Annotated in this window: 14 protein-coding genes; 9 read left to right on the top strand and 5 right to left on the bottom strand. The window is 73.3% G+C overall.

The genetic code is table 11. The features are described from left to right. Positions 1-19: 19 nt before the first annotated feature. The 3 genes from ABD990_RS26115 to ABD990_RS26105 are packed head-to-tail and all read right to left on the bottom strand — an operon-like array spanning position 20 to position 3,039. Positions 20-985, bottom strand: a complete 966-nt coding sequence (locus ABD990_RS26115) for an NADPH:quinone oxidoreductase family protein (protein ID WP_345383393.1) — start codon at positions 983-985, stop codon at positions 20-22. 36 nt (positions 986-1,021) lie between these two features. Further along, complete coding sequence (locus tag ABD990_RS26110) at positions 1,022-2,374, bottom strand: phosphotransferase family protein (RefSeq protein WP_345383392.1); 1,353 nt, start codon at positions 2,372-2,374, stop codon at positions 1,022-1,024. Further along, positions 2,371-3,039, bottom strand: a complete 669-nt coding sequence (locus ABD990_RS26105) for a TetR-type transcription factor C-terminal domain-containing protein (protein ID WP_345383391.1) — start codon at positions 3,037-3,039, stop codon at positions 2,371-2,373. Before ABD990_RS26105 ends, ABD990_RS26110 begins: the two co-directional genes overlap by 4 nt. Before the next feature lie 128 nt (positions 3,040-3,167). On the opposite strand from ABD990_RS26105, the gene ABD990_RS26100 reads away from it, so the two are divergent. The 9 genes from ABD990_RS26100 (at position 3,168) to ABD990_RS26060 (ending at position 13,509) form a co-directional block, all read left to right on the top strand. Continuing rightward, a complete protein-coding gene (locus tag ABD990_RS26100; RefSeq protein WP_345383390.1) occupies positions 3,168-4,403 on the top strand; it encodes a CaiB/BaiF CoA transferase family protein in 1,236 nt (411 codons plus the stop codon). Then, positions 4,400-5,212 (top strand): enoyl-CoA hydratase/isomerase family protein, encoded by an 813-nt coding sequence (locus ABD990_RS26095; RefSeq protein WP_345383389.1) that lies wholly within the window; start codon positions 4,400-4,402, stop codon positions 5,210-5,212. The genes ABD990_RS26100 and ABD990_RS26095 overlap by 4 nt, the downstream gene beginning before the upstream one ends. After that, the gene (locus ABD990_RS26090) at positions 5,209-6,129 is read left to right on the top strand and encodes an amidohydrolase family protein (RefSeq protein WP_345383388.1); all 921 of its coding nucleotides are present in this window, start codon (positions 5,209-5,211) and stop codon (positions 6,127-6,129) included. Before ABD990_RS26095 ends, ABD990_RS26090 begins: the two co-directional genes overlap by 4 nt. A gap of 2 nt (positions 6,130-6,131) precedes the next feature. After that, on the top strand, positions 6,132-7,649 hold the full coding sequence (locus tag ABD990_RS26085) for a class I adenylate-forming enzyme family protein (protein ID WP_345383387.1): 1,518 nt from the start codon (positions 6,132-6,134) through the stop codon (positions 7,647-7,649). Positions 7,650-7,786: 137 nt separating this feature from the next. After that, positions 7,787-8,167: a DUF485 domain-containing protein gene (locus ABD990_RS26080; protein ID WP_345383386.1), complete on the top strand. Its 381-nt coding sequence runs from the start codon at positions 7,787-7,789 to the stop codon at positions 8,165-8,167. Beyond that, a complete protein-coding gene (locus ABD990_RS26075; RefSeq protein WP_345383385.1) occupies positions 8,164-9,675 on the top strand; it encodes a solute symporter family protein in 1,512 nt (503 codons plus the stop codon). Before ABD990_RS26080 ends, ABD990_RS26075 begins: the two co-directional genes overlap by 4 nt. Positions 9,676-9,798: 123 nt before the next feature. Next, positions 9,799-10,341 carry a DinB family protein gene (locus ABD990_RS26070; protein WP_345383384.1) on the top strand — a complete coding sequence of 181 codons (543 nt, stop codon included), beginning with the start codon at positions 9,799-9,801 and terminating at the stop codon, positions 10,339-10,341. 86 nt (positions 10,342-10,427) lie between these two features. Next, positions 10,428-11,957 carry an ATP-dependent DNA ligase gene (locus ABD990_RS26065; RefSeq protein ID WP_345383383.1) on the top strand — a complete coding sequence of 510 codons (1,530 nt, stop codon included), beginning with the start codon at positions 10,428-10,430 and terminating at the stop codon, positions 11,955-11,957. A gap of 112 nt (positions 11,958-12,069) precedes the next feature. After that, complete coding sequence (locus tag ABD990_RS26060; protein WP_345383382.1) at positions 12,070-13,509, top strand: GuaB1 family IMP dehydrogenase-related protein; 1,440 nt, start codon at positions 12,070-12,072, stop codon at positions 13,507-13,509. A gap of 192 nt (positions 13,510-13,701) precedes the next feature. On the opposite strand, the gene ABD990_RS26055 is transcribed toward ABD990_RS26060, so the two are convergent. Together ABD990_RS26055 and phoH2 are read right to left on the bottom strand one after the other, a co-directional pair. Next, positions 13,702-14,664: a hypothetical protein gene (locus tag ABD990_RS26055; protein WP_345383381.1), complete on the bottom strand. Its 963-nt coding sequence runs from the start codon at positions 14,662-14,664 to the stop codon at positions 13,702-13,704. A gap of 144 nt (positions 14,665-14,808) precedes the next feature. After that, a complete protein-coding gene (gene phoH2, locus ABD990_RS26050) occupies positions 14,809-16,167 on the bottom strand; it encodes an RNA 5'-3' helicase PhoH2 (protein WP_425569662.1) in 1,359 nt (452 codons plus the stop codon). Positions 16,168-16,281: the final 114 nt, after the last annotated feature.

The raw sequence follows: 16,281 nt of genomic DNA, 5'->3' as shown, positions 1-16,281 counted from the left end.
CTGACCGGGACCGCGACGACTAGGGCTCGACGACCGCCTTGCCCAGCACGCCCCGCTCGCCCAGCAGCGCGACGGCCTCGCCCGCCTTCTCCAGCGGGTAGGTCCCGGCGATCGGCGGGTCGACGATCCCGGACTCGAGGTACGGGATCAGCTTGTCCCACTCCGCGCGGGTGTAGCCCTCGCGCGGCATGGCGTAGGCGCCCCAGCCGACGCCGCGGACGTCGATGTTGTTGAGCAGCAGCCGGTTCACCTTGACGGTGGGGATCTCGCCGGCGGTGAACCCGATGACCAGCAGCCGGCCGAGCGGGGCGAGCGAGCGCAGCGAGTCGGTGAACCGGTCCCCGCCGACCGGGTCGACGACCATGTCGACGCCCGTGCCGCCGGTCAGCTCCTTGACGGCGTCCTTGAACCCGTCCGCCAGCACCGCCTCGTCCGAGCCGACGGACTTCACGAAGTCCGCCTTCTCCTCGGTGGAGACCACCGAGATCACCCGGGCGCCCAGGGCCTTGGCGAGCTGGATCGTGGCCGTGCCGATGCCGCCGGCCGCGCCGTGCACCAGCACGGTCTCGCCCTTCTGCAGCTGGCCGCGGGTGATCAGGGCGAAGGTCATGGTCAGGTAGTTCATCGGCAGGCAGGCGCCCGCGGCGAAGCTCACGTTGTCCGGCAGCGGGAACACGCTGAGCACCTGGGCCTTCGCCAGCTCCGCGAAGGCGCCGGTCGACGTGCTCGCGGCGACCCGGTCGCCCGGCGAGAACTCCGAGCCCTCCGGCGCCTCGCGGACCACGCCCGCCAGCTCGCCGCCGAGGGTGAAGGGCAGCTCCGGCTTGTACTGGTACATGTCCTGCGTGAGCAGCAGGTCCGGGAAGTTGACCCCGGCCGCCTTGACCTCGATCAGCACCTCGCCCGGCCCGGCCACCGGCTCCGGGACCTCGGCGATCTCCAGCGCCTGCGGCCCGTCCGTGCGGGTCACCCGTGCTGCGCGCATGCATGTCTCCTGTCGTCTCGTTCGTCGTAGAACATGTCAGGTCCGGTGCGGGGGCGCCAGGTACCGCGGGTTGGCCACGACGACCTGCGCCGTGACGGACGCGCGCACCGCGGCGACGACGTCCGGGCCGTCGGCGGGCAGCGCGCCGTCCCGGATGCGCGCGGCCAGCTCGCCGTCGTCGGCACAGCCCAGGGCGAGCAGCCGGGCGCGGTGCTCCGCGCGCTGCCCCGGCCCGAGCCGCAGCTCGCGGCGGGCGATCGTGAGGGCGTTGGCCGCGACCTTGGCGAGGTAGGCCGTGCGCGGGTCGGGCGGCGCCAGCTCCTCCCGCAGGAAGCCGGTGACCGCGTCGAGCAGCTCGTCGATCGTGGGACGGTCGTGCACGACCGGCTCCTCGACGAGGGCCGGGCCGCCGATCGGGTCCGCGACGGTGACGGGCTCGGTGAGGCCGAGTGCGAGCAGCGCGTCGTGCTCGGCCTCGGCGATCCGCCGGCCCAGCACCGCCATCTCCACGGACCGCTCGGTGCCGCCGAGGTGCCGCTCGGCCTGCATGCGGCAGATGACCGCCCACCGGGCGCAGGCGAACGCCTCCCACCACCGGGCCACCTCCGGATCGGGCCGGACCCCGGTGACGGCCTCGTACCCCGCGAACAGCTCCTCGCGCGGGCCGAACCCGCCGACCTCGGGGCCCGCCCCGAACCGCCAGGCCCGCGCGCACACCCAGCCGAGGTCCTCGCGGGGGTCGCCGACGTGCGCGAGCTCCCAGTCGAGCACGGCGCGGACGCCGGAGTCGTCGATCAGCAGGTTGCCGTTGCGGAAGTCGCCGTGCACCAGCGCGGGCGGCAGCGGGTCGGGCCGCGTCTCGGCGAGCCGACGGAACACCAGCTCCATCGCGGGCCGCGGCTCGCCGAACGCGGCGTGGCTCTCCCGCAGCTGAGCGAGCGGATCGGCGTGGTGCTCCAGCCGCGGCGCCTCCGCCGGGTCGATGACATGGATGCGGCCGAGGATCTCGCCGAACTGCCGCGCCAGCCCGGGCCGGACCGGGGCGAACCGCTCCGCGCGCAGCAGGCGGGGCGGCAGGGTCTCCCCCTCCAGCCGCTCCATCAGCAGGTACGGGCTGCCGACCCCGTCCGTCCCGTCGCCCGCGACCAGCAGCTCGGGGATCGGGACGCCGGCCCGGGCGGCCGCGCGGAAGCACTCGGCCTCGCGCGCCATGCCCTCGGGCTCCGGGGCCTCCGGCGGGTCGCGACGCAGGATCAGGGCGCGCCCGCCCGCGTCGAAGGACCAGGTCTCGCGGCTCGCACCGGCCGACAGCCGGCGCAGGTCCGTGACCGGGCCACCCACCACGCGTTCGAGGGCGGCGGCCAGCGAGTCCGGGACGACGGCCGTCATCCCCGGTACCGCACCGTGTCGAGCGCGATCTCCTGGTAGCGGGCCACGATCTCGTCGGGGGCGAGGCGTCCCCCGGGCCGGTACCAGGCGGCGGTGCTCGTGCAGGCGGCGCTGACGAACCGCGCCGCGTCGTCGGGGTGCTCGGCGCCGAACACCCCGCGCCGCACGCCGTCCCGCACCACGCGGTCGAAGATCCGCTGCTGGACGTCGCGCTTCGCCACCACCAGCCGCCGGGCGCCGGGTTCGAGGGAGCGCAGCTCGCTGTTGCCCAGCAGGCTCTCCCGCTGCGACTCCAGGTGCACCCGCACGTGCGCCCGGACGACGGCCCGCAGCCGGTCGGCCGGGTCCTCGCCCGCCAGGTCGAGCTCCTCCTCGGTGGCCGCGATCAGCACGTCCATCCCGCGGTCGAGCATCGTCGCGAGCAGGCCGTGCTTGGAGGTGAAGTGGTGATAGAGCACGGCCGGGCTGGTCCCGGCGGCCGCGGCGATGTCGCGTACCGAGGTGCCGTGGTAACCGTGCACCGCCATCACCTCGACGGCGGCCGCGATGAGAGCGGCCGCCGTGGGCTCGTCGCCCGGCAGCACGAGCGTGGTGGGCGGCAGCCCCTCCCCGGGGCTTCCACGACGCGCCCCGACGGGCGCGGCCGGCTTCTCGGCGCTGACCATGCCGCCACCCTAACCGCTCTGAACGAGCGTTCAAAGCACTGTTGACGAAGCAGGTGAGTCGTCCTACGGTGCGCTGAACGAGCGTTCGGCGTCGGGCCGGGCGCGGCACCGACGGAGGTGCATCCCCCATGGCCGGTCCCTACGCCGGGCTGAAGGTCTTCGACCTGAGCCACGTGATCGCAGGGCCGTTCTGCACCCGCATGCTCGCCGACCTGGGTGCCGACGTGATCCGCGTCGAGCAGCCGACCGGCGACCTCATGCGCGCGCTGCCGGTCGCCGTCGGCGACCCGGAGGACCACGTGTCCAGCGCGTACGCGCAGTACAACACCGGCAAGCGGTCCGTCGGGCTGAACCTCAAGGACCCGCGCGGGCTCGACCTGGCGCTGCGCCTGGCGGACTGGGCCGACGTCGTCGTCGAGAACTTCGCGCCCGGGGTCCTGGGCCGGCTCGGCCTCGGCTGGGACGTGCTGCACGGCCGGGACGCCACCACGATCCTCTGCTCGCTCTCGACCTTCGGGGCGACCGGCCCGTACTCGCACCTGTCCGGCTTCGGGCTGGTCGCCGAGGCCTACTCCGGACTGATGTCGCTGACCGGCGAGGAGGGCGGGCCGCCGATGCACTTCGGCACCGCGCTCGCCGACGTCAACTCCGCGGTGCACGCGCTCGCCGGCATCGGCGCCGCACTGCACCACCGCGCGACCACCGGCGAAGGCACGCACGTCGACATCTCGGCGTTCGACGCGCTGTTCGCGATGATCGACCAGCAGCCGGCGGCGGGCGCGTTCACGAACGGCGAGGCGGTGCGCGGCAAGTACGGCAACCGGCACACCACCAGCGTCCCGTCCGGCGTCGCGACCTGCGCGGACGGCACGCACCTCGCCTACGGCATGAGCGGCGACGTCTTCTTCGCGCGCCTGGTGAAGGCCATGGACGCGCCCGAGCTGCTCGACTCCTACGGCACGGTCCAGGCGCGCGTCGCGGACCCCGGGCCGCTCTACGACCGGATCGAGGCCTGGGCCGCCACCTGGCCGACGGCCGACGCCCTGGTCGAGCACCTCGTGGCGCACGGCCTGTCCGCCGCCCGGGTCCGCGGGGTCCGGGAGAACCTCGCCGACCCGCACCTCGTCGCGCGCGGCACGCTCAGCCCCGTCCGGCAGCCCGGCCACGGCGAGGTCCTCCTGCAGACCGCCCCCTACCGCTTCTCGGGCGCCGAGGTGCGCCCGGGACGACCCACCGGACCGATCGCCGCCGACACCGCCGAGGTCCTCGCCGACGTGCTCGGCCTCGACGACGCGGCGGTCGCGGCCCTCTTCGACGACGGGGCCGTCCACGGTCCCCGGGAGACAGGGAAAGGAGCCCGATGACCGTCACGCTCGACCGGAACGCCGACGGCACGATCGCGACCCTCAGGTTCGCGAGCGACCACCCGATGAACGTCTTCACGGTCGACACCCTCGAGGCGCTGCGGGAGAAGGTGGCCGAGGTCGCCGCGGACCGCGCCGTCCGCGTCCTGGTGCTCACCGGCAAGGACACCGTCTTCTCCGGCGGCGCGGACCTGGGCTACCTCGGGTCGCTCGACGACGAGGAGTACAAGCACTACATCGCCACCGAGTACGCGCTGTTCGCCGAGGTGGAGGACCTGCCGCTGATCACGGTCGCGGCGATCTCCGGGCCCTGTGTCGGCAACGCGACGGAACTCGCCCTGGCCTGCGACTTCCGGATCTGCGCGAGCGACGCCCGGATCGGGCTGCCGGAGATGAAGGTCGGCTTCGTGTCCCCCGCGCAGCGGCTGACGGCCTACGTCGGCATCGGCAAGGCCAAGGAGCTGATCTACGGCGGCCGGCTGGTGCCCGCCGCCGAGGCCCTCGAGCTGGGCCTGGTCACCGCGGTGGCCGACGACCTCGCTGCCGAGGTCGAGAGGGCGACGCAGCGCTACGCCGCGTACTCCGCCTACGCGCTGCCGCTGACCAAGCTGGGCATCCACCGCTGCTACGGCCTCGCCGGCGACGGGCCCAGCCGTGCCTACGACGCCGACGAGCAGGCCGCGGCGTTCGCGACCTTCCGCGGGCCGGACTACGCCGAGGGTGCGGCGGCGGCGCTCGACGGCCGCCGGCCCCGGTTCACCGCGCAGCGACCCGCGTCCACCGACGAGATCCTGAAGGGCACCCGATGATCGTCGACTTCCTGGCGGGCGCCGTGCCCGACGAGGACGCGTTCACCCTCTCCGAGGCCGTCACCCACGGCCGGCTGCGCGGCTACGCCGAGCACTTCGGCGGCACGCTCAAGCCCGCCCGCACCCACGCCGAGGTCACCGAGCGGTGGTCCGCCGCGCGGGAGGCCGCGCGCGAGCGCGTGCCCTCCGAGGAGGACTTCCTCCGCATGCTCGACGACGGCGGGATCGGCCTCGCCGGGGTCTACACCGAGTCCTTCGGGTCCCGGCTGGGCGTGCCGACCGCCGACAACGGGCTGGTCGCGGACTTCGTGAAGCGGCACTCGGACCGGGTGATCGGGTTCGGCGGGGTGGACCCCTGGGAGCTCGACGCGGCCCGCACGGTCGACGAGGCCGTCGAGCTCGGGCTCTCCGGGGTGGTGCTGTCCCCGTTCAAGCAGCAGCTGCTGCCGGACGACCCGCGGATGGCCCGGGTGTACGGCCGGTGCGAGGCGCTCGGGGTGCCGGTCCTGCTGCACACCGGGATCAACTGGTCGCTCGACGCCGCCTACGACGTCGGCCACCCCCGGTACATCGACGCCCTCGCCACTGCGTTCCCCGACCTCAAGGTCGTCGCGCTGCACGCGGCGTGGCCGTGGGTCGAGGACATGATGATGGTGACCTGGCGGCACGAGAACGTCTACGTCGACCTCTCCGCGCACCGCCCGCGCACCTTCACCCGGCCGAACTCCGGCTGGGAGCCGCTGCTGCAGTTCGGCAACCGCCAGCTCGCCGACAAGGTGCTGTTCGCCTCCACCTGGACACTGCTCGGCGTCCCGCCGGCGGACCTCGTCGCCGAGGTCCGCGCGCTGCCGCTGAAGGACGAGGTCATGGACAAGTGGCTGGGCGGCAACGCCCTGCGGCTGCTGGGGAGGGCCTGACCGTGCTCGTCTCGGACATCATCCGGAACAACGCCCGCGCCCGCGGCGCCTCGGTCGCCCTCGTCGTCGACGGTCGCGAGATCACCTACGCGGCCCTGCAGGAGCTCGTCGAGGAGACCGCCGGGGCGCTCACCGCCCGCGGGATCGGCTACGGCGACCGGGTCGCCGTACTGGCGAAGAACAGCCTGGAGTACGTCCAGCTCTACTTCGCGACCGCCTCGATCGGCGCGATCCTCGTGCCGCTCAACTTCTGGCACCGCGGTGCGGAGCACGCGTACACCATCGGCGACTCCGAGCCGGCACTGTGGTTCGTCGAGGCGCAGTACGACGAGGTGTCGCAGGAGGCCCGCGCCGCGCACCCGGACCTGCCGGTGCTGCGGATCCCCGGCCCGGAGGGCGACCGCGCCGACTGGGAGGCCTTCAGCGCCGCCGCCGTCGACGTGCCGCCGCTGACGGTCGACGAGCGCGACCCGCACATGATCCTCTACACCTCGGGGACCACCGGGAAGCCCAAGGGCGCCATGCTCTCCCACCGCCGCACGGTGGACGACGGCCTGGCCATGGCGGCGACGCTGCGGGCGAACGATCGCGACGTCTTCATGAACTACTTCCCGCCCTTCCACGTGGGCAACTGGGACCACATGAAGCCCTTCCTGCTGATGGGGGCCACGGTGATCCTGCTGCGGGAGTTCGATCCCGACGTGGTGCTCGACCTGCTGCCTCGGCACCGGGTCTCGGTGGTCCTCGGCGTCCCGACGATGCTGCACGCGCTGATCACGCACCCGTCCTTCCCGGACACCGACACCTCGTCCGTGCGGCTGCTCTACTACGGCGCCTACGACCCCAGCGGCATCATGGACCGCACCGCGGACGCGTTCGGCGCCCGCGAGGGCAAGGTGCAGTTCGCCCACACCTACGGCCTGACCGAGGGCGGCCCGTTCGTCACCTGGTGCCCCCCGGAGGACGTCTTCGACCGCTGGGGCTCGATCGGACGCGCGATGCCCGGCGTCGACGTCGCCCTCCTGGACGACGACGGCAACGAGGTCGCCCCCGGCGAGCCCGGCGAGATCTGCGTCCGGGGCCCGCGGATGAGCGGGTACTGGCGCAACGAGGAGGCCTCGAAGGCGGCGCTGGCGGGCGACCGGCTGCACACCGGCGACATCGCCGTGGCCGACGCCGACGGCTTCCTCACCATCGTCGACCGCAAGAAGGACATGATCCGCTCCGGCGGCCAGAACGTCTGGTCCAAGGAGGTCGAGGACTGCCTGGCCAAGCACCCGGGCGTCGCCGACGCGGCGGTGATCGGCCTGCCCGACCCGGTCTACGAGGAGCAGGTGGTGGCGGTCGTCGTGCCCGCCGGCGAACCGTCCGACGGCCTGGCCGAGGAGCTCACCGCGTTCGTCAAGGCGAACCTGGCGGGCTACAACACGCCCAGGCAGGTCCACTTCGTCGACGAGTTCCCCCGCACCGCGGTGGGCAAGATCCAGAAGCACGTGCTCCGGGAGCGGTTCCGGACCTGACCCATCCGCGAGTCGGGAGTTCCGGCAGCGCGGGTCGCGAGTTCCGGCACCGGCCTCCCGGCCACCGGCCGCCACCCGTGCTGCCGGCACCGCTCGACGTCTCCGTTGGACACCTACGAGGAAGTAGGAGAGGCACCATGACCGATCCCGCCGAGCCGGCCGCGCCGGCTCCCGACGCACGGCGGCGCGCCGCCGCCGTCACGGCCACCCCGGCCTTCACCGAGCTCGTCCGCAGCCGCAACCGCTTCGCGATCCCCGCGGCGGCGCTCGGATTCGGGGCCTACCTGCTCGTCATCGTGCTGTCCGGCTTCACGCCCGTGCTGAACGGCAAGGCCCTCGGCCAGCTGAGCTGGACCTTCGTCCTCACCGCGCTGATCTTCCCGCTCGTCTGGCTGCTGTGCGGGCTCTACACCCGCCGGGCCGCACGGTGGGACGAGCTGGCCGACCGGGCGGTGGCCGAGTCGGGTATCGAGACCCGGGCGACCGCCCCCACCGCCGAGAAGGGACTCCACCGATGAGCGCCGACCCGATCACGATCGGGATCTTCGTCGCGGTCATCGCGCTGACCCTGGCCATCACGGCCTGGGCGGGCAAGCGCAACCGCGACGCGGGCTCCCACTACGTCGCGGGCGGGCAGATCACCGGCTGGCAGAACGGCCTCGCGATCTGCGGCGACCTGCTCTCCGCCTCCACCTTCCTCGGTGTCGCGGGCATCCTCGCGTTGCAGGGAATCTACGGCTTCTACCTGGTCGCGGGCGGACTCGTCGCGTTCCTGCTGGTGCTGCTGCTGGTGGCCGAACCGCTGCGCAACCTGGGTCGGTACACGATCGCCGACGTGCTCTCGAGCCGGTTCCGGTCGAAGGGTGTGCGCGCGGTGATGGCGGTCAACACCCTCGTGGTCACGGTCTTCTACATGATCGCCCAACTGGTCGGTGCCGGCGTGCTGATCAGCCTGCTGGTCGACGTGCCGTACTGGGTCGCGGTGATCGTCGTCGGCGTGCTGATGGCCGTCTACATCACGGTCGGCGGGATGCTCGCCACGACCTGGATCCAGATCGTCAAGGCCGTCATGCTGCTCGCGGCCCTGGCGATGCTGGTCGTGCTGGTGCTCGCCCGGTTCGGCTGGAACCCGATGGCGCTGTTCCAGGCGGTCTCCGAGGCCTCGCCGACCGACCTGTTCGCCCGCGCCAGCGGCGTCGTTCCCGGGCTGGACCTGCTGTCCGTCGCGGTCGCGCAGGTGCTCGGCACCGCGGCCCTGCCGCACATCCTGATCCGGTTCTTCACCGTGCCCGACGCCAAGGTCGCCCGGAAGTCCATGAGCGTCGCGCTGTGGATCCTCGGCCTGGCGTTCCTCGCGATGCCGTTCATCGGTTACGGCGCGGCGGCGATCGTCGGTCAGGCGCAGGTCGCGGCGGCGAACAAGGCCGGCAACCTGGCGGCGCCGCAGCTTGCCGAGACCCTCGGCGGTCCGGTGCTCTTCGCCGTGATCTCGGCAGTGGCGTTCGCGACGATCCTCGCGGTCGTCGCCGGCCTGGTGATCGCGGGCTCGGGCGCGGTCGCGCACGACATCTACAGCTCGCTGATCCGTAAGGGGAAGGCGTCCGACGCCGAGCAGGTCAAGGCCGGCCGGATCGCCGCCGTCGCCATCGCCGCGGTGTCGATCGTGCTCGCCCTCGGCGCGCAGAACACCAACATCGCGCTCCTGGCGCTGATGGCGGTCGTGGTCGCGGCGAGCGCGAACGTGCCGGTGCTCGTGCTGCTGCTGTTCTGGCGGCGGCTCACCACCACCGGCGTGATCGTCGGCGTGGTGGCCGGCCTGGTCACCTCGGTCGCCCTGGTGCTGGTGGGGCCGGGCGTGATGGGCACGTCGGCGCTCTACCCGCTCTCCTACCCCACGCTCGTCTCGGTGCCGATCGGTTTCCTGGGCTGCTGGCTGGGCACCGTGCTCGGCCGGCCGCGGCGGGAGCAGGAGGTCCCGTACGACGAGATGCACGTGCAGGCGATGACCGGCCGCGCCGTCGTCTGACCCCGGATCTCCGGCCCGCCCGGGAGGAAGAATTCCGGGCGGGCCGTGAATTGAGGACAGGATCTGGCCGGAGTGGTCCGTAGCGTCGTACCCGTCAGCAGGACACGACGAGAGGCGGACGCAGTGACCACCACCGGGACCATCCCCGCGACCACCCCCTCCACCCCGACCCCGACCGGCGAGAAGGCGGACCTGCTGGGAGCGCTGGCCAAGCACCGGTTCCTGTTCCGCTACACCGTGCAGGGTCTGACGGACGAGCAGGCCGCGGCGACCCCGACGGCGAGCGAGCTGTGCCTCGGCGGGCTGATCAAGCACGTCATGTACGGGGAGCGGAACTGGATCACCTTCGTGCTGGAGGGGCCCTCGGCCATGGAGTTCACCGAGGAGAGCTTCGTCGAGCACGCGAACAGCTTCCGGATGCTCCCGGGCGAGACGCTCGAGGGGCTGCTGGCGGAGTACGAGCAGATCGCCGCGCGCACGGAGGAGGTGGTATCGGCGCTGACCTCGCTGGACCTCTCGCACCCGCTGCCGGAGGCGCCCTGGTTCACCGAGGACGCCTGGTCGGCGCGGCGCGTCCTCACCCACATCATCGCGGAGACCGCCCAGCACGCCGGGCACGCGGACATCCTGCGCGAGACGATCGACGGCCAGAAGTCGATGGGCTGACCCGGCCCTTGGCGGCGGTGCGGGCCGCCGGGCCGGGTCGGGGGGTCGGTCCGGCGGCGCGCGAGATGTCGGTGCCCGCTGCTCTAATGCGGACCGTGCTGCTCCACGACGTGGTCCGGACCTCCGCCGCGGTCGGCGCCACCCGCTCCCGCAAGGAGAAGACGGTGGCGCTCGCCGCGCTGCTGAACCTGGCCGGGCCGGCCGAGGTCGCGCCGGCCACGGCCTGGCTCGCGGGCGAGCCGCGGCAGGGGCGGATCGGCACCGGCTGGCGCACCCTCTCGGGCCTGGCCGGCGCCCCCGCGGCGGAGCCCACGCTCGCCGTCGCACAGGTCGACGAGCTGCTCACCGAGCTGGCCGGTACGGCCGGGGCGGGCTCGACCCGCCGGCGTCGCGAGCTGCTCGAGTCGCTCTTCGGCGCCGCGACCGAGGAGGAGCAGGCCTTCCTCGTCCGGCTGCTGACCGGCGAGCTGCGGCAGGGGGCGCTGGAGGGCGTGATGCTCGACGCGATCGCCGCGGCCGCCGAGGTGCCCGCGGCGGTCGTGCGGCGGGCGTTCATGTTGTCCGGCAGGCTCCCCGAGACCGCCGCGCTGGCCCTGTCCGAGGGCGCCCCCGGGCTGGAAGCGGTGCGGCTGGAGGTCGGGCGGCCGGTGCGGCCGATGCTCGCCAGCCCCGGCTCGTCGCTCGACGCGGCGTTGGAGTCGCTCGGCGAGGAGGTCACGGTCGAGTACAAGCTCGACGGCGCGCGCATCCAGGTGCACCGCTCCGGCACGGAGGTCCGGGTGTGGACGCGGACGCTGCGCGAGGTCACCGACAGCGTCCCGGAGCTGGTCACGCGCGTGCGGGAGCTGGCGTGCACCACCGCGGTGCTCGACGGCGAGACCCTCGCGCTCGACGACGACGGCCGGCCCCGCAAGTTCCAGGACACCATGTCCCGCTTCGGCTCCGAAGGGTCCGAGGACGTGCTCCTGAGCCCGTTCTTCTTCGACCTCCTGCACCTCGACGGGCGCGACCTGCTCGACGAGCCGCTCGCCACCCGGCTCGACGCGCTGGCCGACCTCCTCGCCGATCCGGCGCAGGAGCCGCTGCGGATGCCCGGGATCCGCCGGCCGACCCCGGACCAGGCCGCGGACGTGCTCGACGGCGCGTTGTCGGCCGGGCACGAGGGCGTCGTCGTCAAGGCGCTCGACGCCCCCTACGCGGCCGGGCGGCGCGGCAAGAGCTGGCAGAAGGTCAAGCCGGTGCACACGCTCGACCTCGTCGTGCTCGGCGCGGAGTGGGGCTACGGCCGCCGCACCGGCACCCTGTCGAACATCCACCTCGGTGCGCGCGACCCGGACGGCGGCCCGCCGATCATGGTCGGCAAGACCTTCAAGGGCATGACGGACGAGCTGCTCGCCTGGCAGACGAAGGAGTTCCCGGGGCACGCGGTGCACGACGACGGGCACGTGGTCGAGATGCGCCCCGAGCTCGTCGTCGAGATCGCCCTCGACGGCGCCCAGCGCAGCGTCCGCTACCCCGGCGGGGTCGCCCTCCGCTTCGCCCGGGTCCTCCGCTACCGCCCCGACAAGACCCCCGCGGAGGCGGACACGATCGACGCGGTCCGCGCCCTCCTGTAGCGCGAGTCGACACTCCCGGGACACCGAGTCGCAGATCCCGGGAGAAGATGCCGCACATCTCTCGCCCGATCCTGCGGCGCGCGGCCCATCTCGCCGCTATCCTTGGTTCTCCGTGCGCTTCCTCGACGGGCACCGGCCCACCTCGGACCTCACCTACGACGACGTCTTCCTCGTCCCGGGGCGGTCCTCCGTCGCCTCCCGCTTCGACGTCGACCTGACCACCGCCGACGGCACGGGCGCCACGGTGCCGGTCGTCGCGGCCAACATGACCGCGGTCGCGGGCCGCCGGATGGCCGAGACGCTGGCGCGGCGCGGCGCGCTGACCGTGCTGCCGCAGGACGTCGCGCCCGAGGCGGTCGCCGAGATCGTCGCGTGGATCAAGTCGCGCCACCCCGTGTGGGACACCCCGCTCGTGCTGCGGACCGGCGACGCGGTGGCCGACGCGCTGAACCTGCTCCCGAAGCGCGCGCACGGCACGGTCGTCGTGGTCGACGACGGCGGGCGGCCGGTCGGGACGGTCGACGAGGCCGCGTGCACCGGCGTCGACCGCTTCACCCGACTCGCCGACGTCCTCGACGGCTCCCCGGTCATGCTCCCGCTCGGCACCCCGCCGCGGGAGATCTTCGACGCGCTCGGCGGCCGCGGCGTCGCCCTCGGCCTCGACGACGAGGGTCGCCTCGCCGGCCTGCTCACCGCGCTCGGCGCGATCCGGGCCGGGATCTACACGCCCGCCCTCGACAGCCACGGCCGGTTGCGCACCGCCGCGGCGATCGGCATCAACGGCGACGTCCCGACCAAGGCCAAGGCGCTGCTCGAGGCCGGGGTGGACGTCCTCGTCGTGGACACCGCGCACGGGCACCAGGACAAGATGATCGACGCGCTGAAGGCGGTCCGGGCGGTGGTCCGCGACTCCGGGCTGTCGGTGCCGATCGCGGCGGGCAACGTCGTCACCGCCGAGGGCGTGCACGACCTGGCCGAGGCCGGTGCAGACGTGATCAAGGTCGGCGTGGGTCCGGGTGCCATGTGCACCACCCGGATGATGACCGGCGTCGGCCGCCCGCAGTTCTCCTCGGTGCTGGAGTGCGCCACGGCCGGGCGGGAACACGACGTCGCGATCTGGGCGGACGGCGGCGCGCGCTTCCCGCGGGACGTCGCGCTCGCGCTGGCGGCCGGCGCTGCGTCGGTGATGATCGGCTCCTGGCTCGCCGGCACCTACGAGTCCCCCGGCGACCTGCTGCGCGACGAGTCCGGCCGCGCGTACAAGGAGTCCTTCGGCATGGCGTCCAAGCGGGCGGTGAGCGCCCGGACCCGCGGCGACGGCGACTTCGACCGGGCGCGCAAGGGCCTGTTCGAGGAGGGCATCTCCAGCTCCAAGCAGCTGCTCGACCCGGCCCGCCCCGGCGTCGAGGACGTGCTCGACGGCATCTGCTCGGGCGTCCGCTCCGCCTGCACCTACGCGGGCGCCCGCTCCCTCGCCGAACTGCACGAGCGCGCGATCGTGGGCATCCAGACCAGCGCAGGCTTCACGGAAGGCACTCCCCACGGCCTCTGATCCCGCACGAGCGGCACTTTCGCTCACACCTAGGGAACGAGAGCGCCGCTCGCTCATCAGCAGGGTCGCGCGGGAACCCTGGCAGTGAGCGGCGCTCTCGCTCATACCTAGTGAGCGAAAGTGCCGCTCGCTCACCGGCTTGCGCGACCAACGCAGCTCACCAAGCTCAGGCGCGCGGGGCGGTCCTCGGAGCTACGAGTCCACGGGGACGGCCCTCACCGGCGGTCGCGGGCGGAGCGCGGCGTGGGCGTGTGCCCGTCGGAGTTCCTCGACGACCTCCGCGCCCCGCCGGCGCAGGGTCTGCGGCAGCGAGTGGACGATCAGGATGCCGTGCGCGCTGAGGCGACCGTGTCGCTCCACAGTGCGTTCGTAGTCCGCGGCGGAGAAGTGGAACTCGACCGAGTCGATCTCCCAGGCGAGGCCGACGTCGTCGAACCAGGCGTCGGGTCTGGCGATCTCGCGGCCGGCGGCGTCGAGGATCCGCGGGTTCCAGAGCGGTGCTGGCAGCCGGGTTCGCGCGACCAGCTCACGGGCCTTCGCCTCGGCGACCGACCGCACGCCGTCGGCCAGTTCCTGCAGCACGGCACGGGGCAGGGCCGATCCACGGCTGGTGCCTGCGCGGAGCTCCGCGGCGAGTTCGGCGACCGTCGCCCGCCCGGTCTGCACGACCTCGGCGAGGACCGCCCGGACCTGGTCCCGCTCCCGGCAGCGGCGGCTGAAGTCGAGGGCCGAGCGCACGACGGGCGCGGCCCGCCAGGGCCCGGGGACCGGCAGCGGTACCCGCTCGGTGCGCTCGGCCAGAACCGTCCCGGCCCCGAGGCGGCGCCGATCTGACGGCACCAGCACGTGCACGGGACCGGACGGGTCCGGCGCCCGCCGCAGCCCGGCGATCTCGAGCGCATCGAGCCCGGTGAGCACGGCTTCAGGGCCCGCGTAGGCGAGGGCGGCCCGGCGTAGGTCCTCGCGCGTCGGCGGGCCGTTCCTGAGGGAGACGACACCGGGCAGCAGGGCACGCCAGGGTCCACCCGGACGACAGCGCTGGTGGATCGTCCGGCGCGGCACCCCGAGGGCCTCGAGCTCCCGGACATGGACGACGTACGAGTCGACGCGGAACGCGATCTCGTCGAGGGTCAACGGGCAGACGCGGAGGGGCACGCCGTCCATGCTGGCCAGAACGCAGACGTCGTGCACACGTCCGTCCACAGGTGCCGTCTGCTGTGGACAACTGCAGCATCGCCCATGAGCGAACGGCGCTCTCACTCACTAGGTATGAACGAGAGCGCCGTTCGCTCACTGTGGTCAGTTGCCCGGGCCCTCCAGCATCTCCGTCACGAGGGCGGCGATGGGGCTGCGCTCGGAGCGGGTGAGGGTGACGTGGGCGAAGAGGGGGTGACCCTTCAGCTTCTCGATCACCGCCGCGATGCCGTCGTGCCGGCCGACCCGGAGGTTGTCGCGCTGGGCGACGTCGTGCGTGAGGACCACGCGTGAGGCGGTGCCGAGCCGGGAGAGCACGGTGAGGAGCACGTTGCGCTCCAGCGACTGCGCCTCGTCGACGATCACGAAGGTGTCGTGCAGGGACCGGCCGCGGATGTGGGTGAGCGGCAGGACCTCCAGCATCCCGCGGGCGATCACCTCGTCGAGCACGTTCTGGCTGACCAGCGCACCGAGGGTGTCGAAGACGGCCTGGGCCCAGGGGCCCATCTTCTCCGCCTCGCTGCCGGGCAGGTACCCGAGCTCCTGCCCGCCGACGGCGTAGAGCGGCCGGAACACCACGATCTTGCGGTGCTGCTGGCGCTCCATGACGGCCTCGAGGCCGGCGAGCAGCGCCAGCGCCGACTTGCCCGTGCCGGCGCGGCCGCCGAGGGAGACGATCCCGACCTCGGGGTCGAGCAGGAGATCGAGCGCGACCCGCTGCTCCGCGGAGCGCCCGTGCAGCCCGAAGGCCTCGCGGTCACCACGGACCAGCTTGATCTGCTTGTCCGGAGTGACCCGGCCCAGCGCCGACGACGTGCCGCCGAGCAGCCGGATGCCCGTGTGGCACGGCAGTTCGGCCGCCTCGGGGTGGTCCAGCAGGCCCTCGCGGAAGAGCGTGTCGACCTCGTCCGGGGCGACCTCGATGTCCGCCATCCCGGTCCAGCCGGAGGGGACGACGTCCTGCCCGTGGTACTCGTCGGCGGGAAGCCCGACGGCCGCGGCCTTGACCCGCAGCGGCATGTCCTTCGTGACCAGCACGACCCGCCGCCGGGGTCCGTACTCCGCCTGCAGGTTGAGCGCGCAGGCGAGGATCCGGCTGTCGTTGCTGTCCGTGCGGAAGCCGCTCGGCAGCACCGACTGGTCGCTGTGGTTGAGCTCGACGTGGAGGGTGCCGCCGGCGTCCCCGATCGGGACGGGCGCGTCGAGCCGGCCGTGCTTGATCCGCATGTCGTCGAGCTGCCGCAAGGCGGCCCGCGCGAACCACCCGAGTTCCGGGTGGTGCCGCTTGCCCTCGAGTTCGGAGATGACCACGAGCGGGAGGACGACCTGGTGCTCGTCAAACCGGGTCAGCGACCACGGGTCGGAGAGGAGGACCGAGGTGTCGAGCACGTAGCAGCGGGGCGTGACGTCCGCGGGGACGTCGGAGCCGCTCTCCTGAACCGGGGCCGTACGACGTTCGGTCACGGGTGCTCCCTCGCGGGCGCGGCACCACGCCCACAGTTCCGGTGGGCCGGCCGACCCCGGTGCGGTTGCACGAACCACGTCTGCGACGCCGCCCGCACGCCCGCAAGGGCCGGG

It is taken from the genome of Pseudonocardia yuanmonensis (assembly GCF_039542425.1).
Lineage (GTDB): Bacteria > Actinomycetota > Actinomycetes > Mycobacteriales > Pseudonocardiaceae > Pseudonocardia > Pseudonocardia yuanmonensis.
Note: the sequence above shows the minus strand (reverse complement) of the source record. Positions and strands in the feature narration are given on the sequence as shown.

What these genes read in the sequence shown, in the direction of transcription:
- ABD990_RS26110 (WP_345383392.1), bottom strand. Translation starts at nt 2,374, where the DNA reads ATGACGGCCGTCGTCCCGGACTCGCTGGCCGCCGCCCTCGAACGCGTG.
- ABD990_RS26090 (WP_345383388.1), top strand. Translation starts at nt 5,209, where the DNA reads ATGATCGTCGACTTCCTGGCGGGCGCCGTGCCCGACGAGGACGCGTTC.
- ABD990_RS26080 (WP_345383386.1), top strand. Translation starts at nt 7,787, where the DNA reads ATGACCGATCCCGCCGAGCCGGCCGCGCCGGCTCCCGACGCACGGCGG.
- ABD990_RS26075 (WP_345383385.1), top strand. Translation starts at nt 8,164, where the DNA reads ATGAGCGCCGACCCGATCACGATCGGGATCTTCGTCGCGGTCATCGCG.
- ABD990_RS26100 (WP_345383390.1), top strand. Translation starts at nt 3,168, where the DNA reads ATGGCCGGTCCCTACGCCGGGCTGAAGGTCTTCGACCTGAGCCACGTG.
- ABD990_RS26105 (WP_345383391.1), bottom strand. Translation starts at nt 3,039, where the DNA reads ATGGTCAGCGCCGAGAAGCCGGCCGCGCCCGTCGGGGCGCGTCGTGGA.
- ABD990_RS26095 (WP_345383389.1), top strand. Translation starts at nt 4,400, where the DNA reads ATGACCGTCACGCTCGACCGGAACGCCGACGGCACGATCGCGACCCTC.
- ABD990_RS26115 (WP_345383393.1), bottom strand. Translation starts at nt 985, where the DNA reads ATGCGCGCAGCACGGGTGACCCGCACGGACGGGCCGCAGGCGCTGGAG.
- ABD990_RS26065 (WP_345383383.1), top strand. Translation starts at nt 10,428, where the DNA reads ATGCGGACCGTGCTGCTCCACGACGTGGTCCGGACCTCCGCCGCGGTC.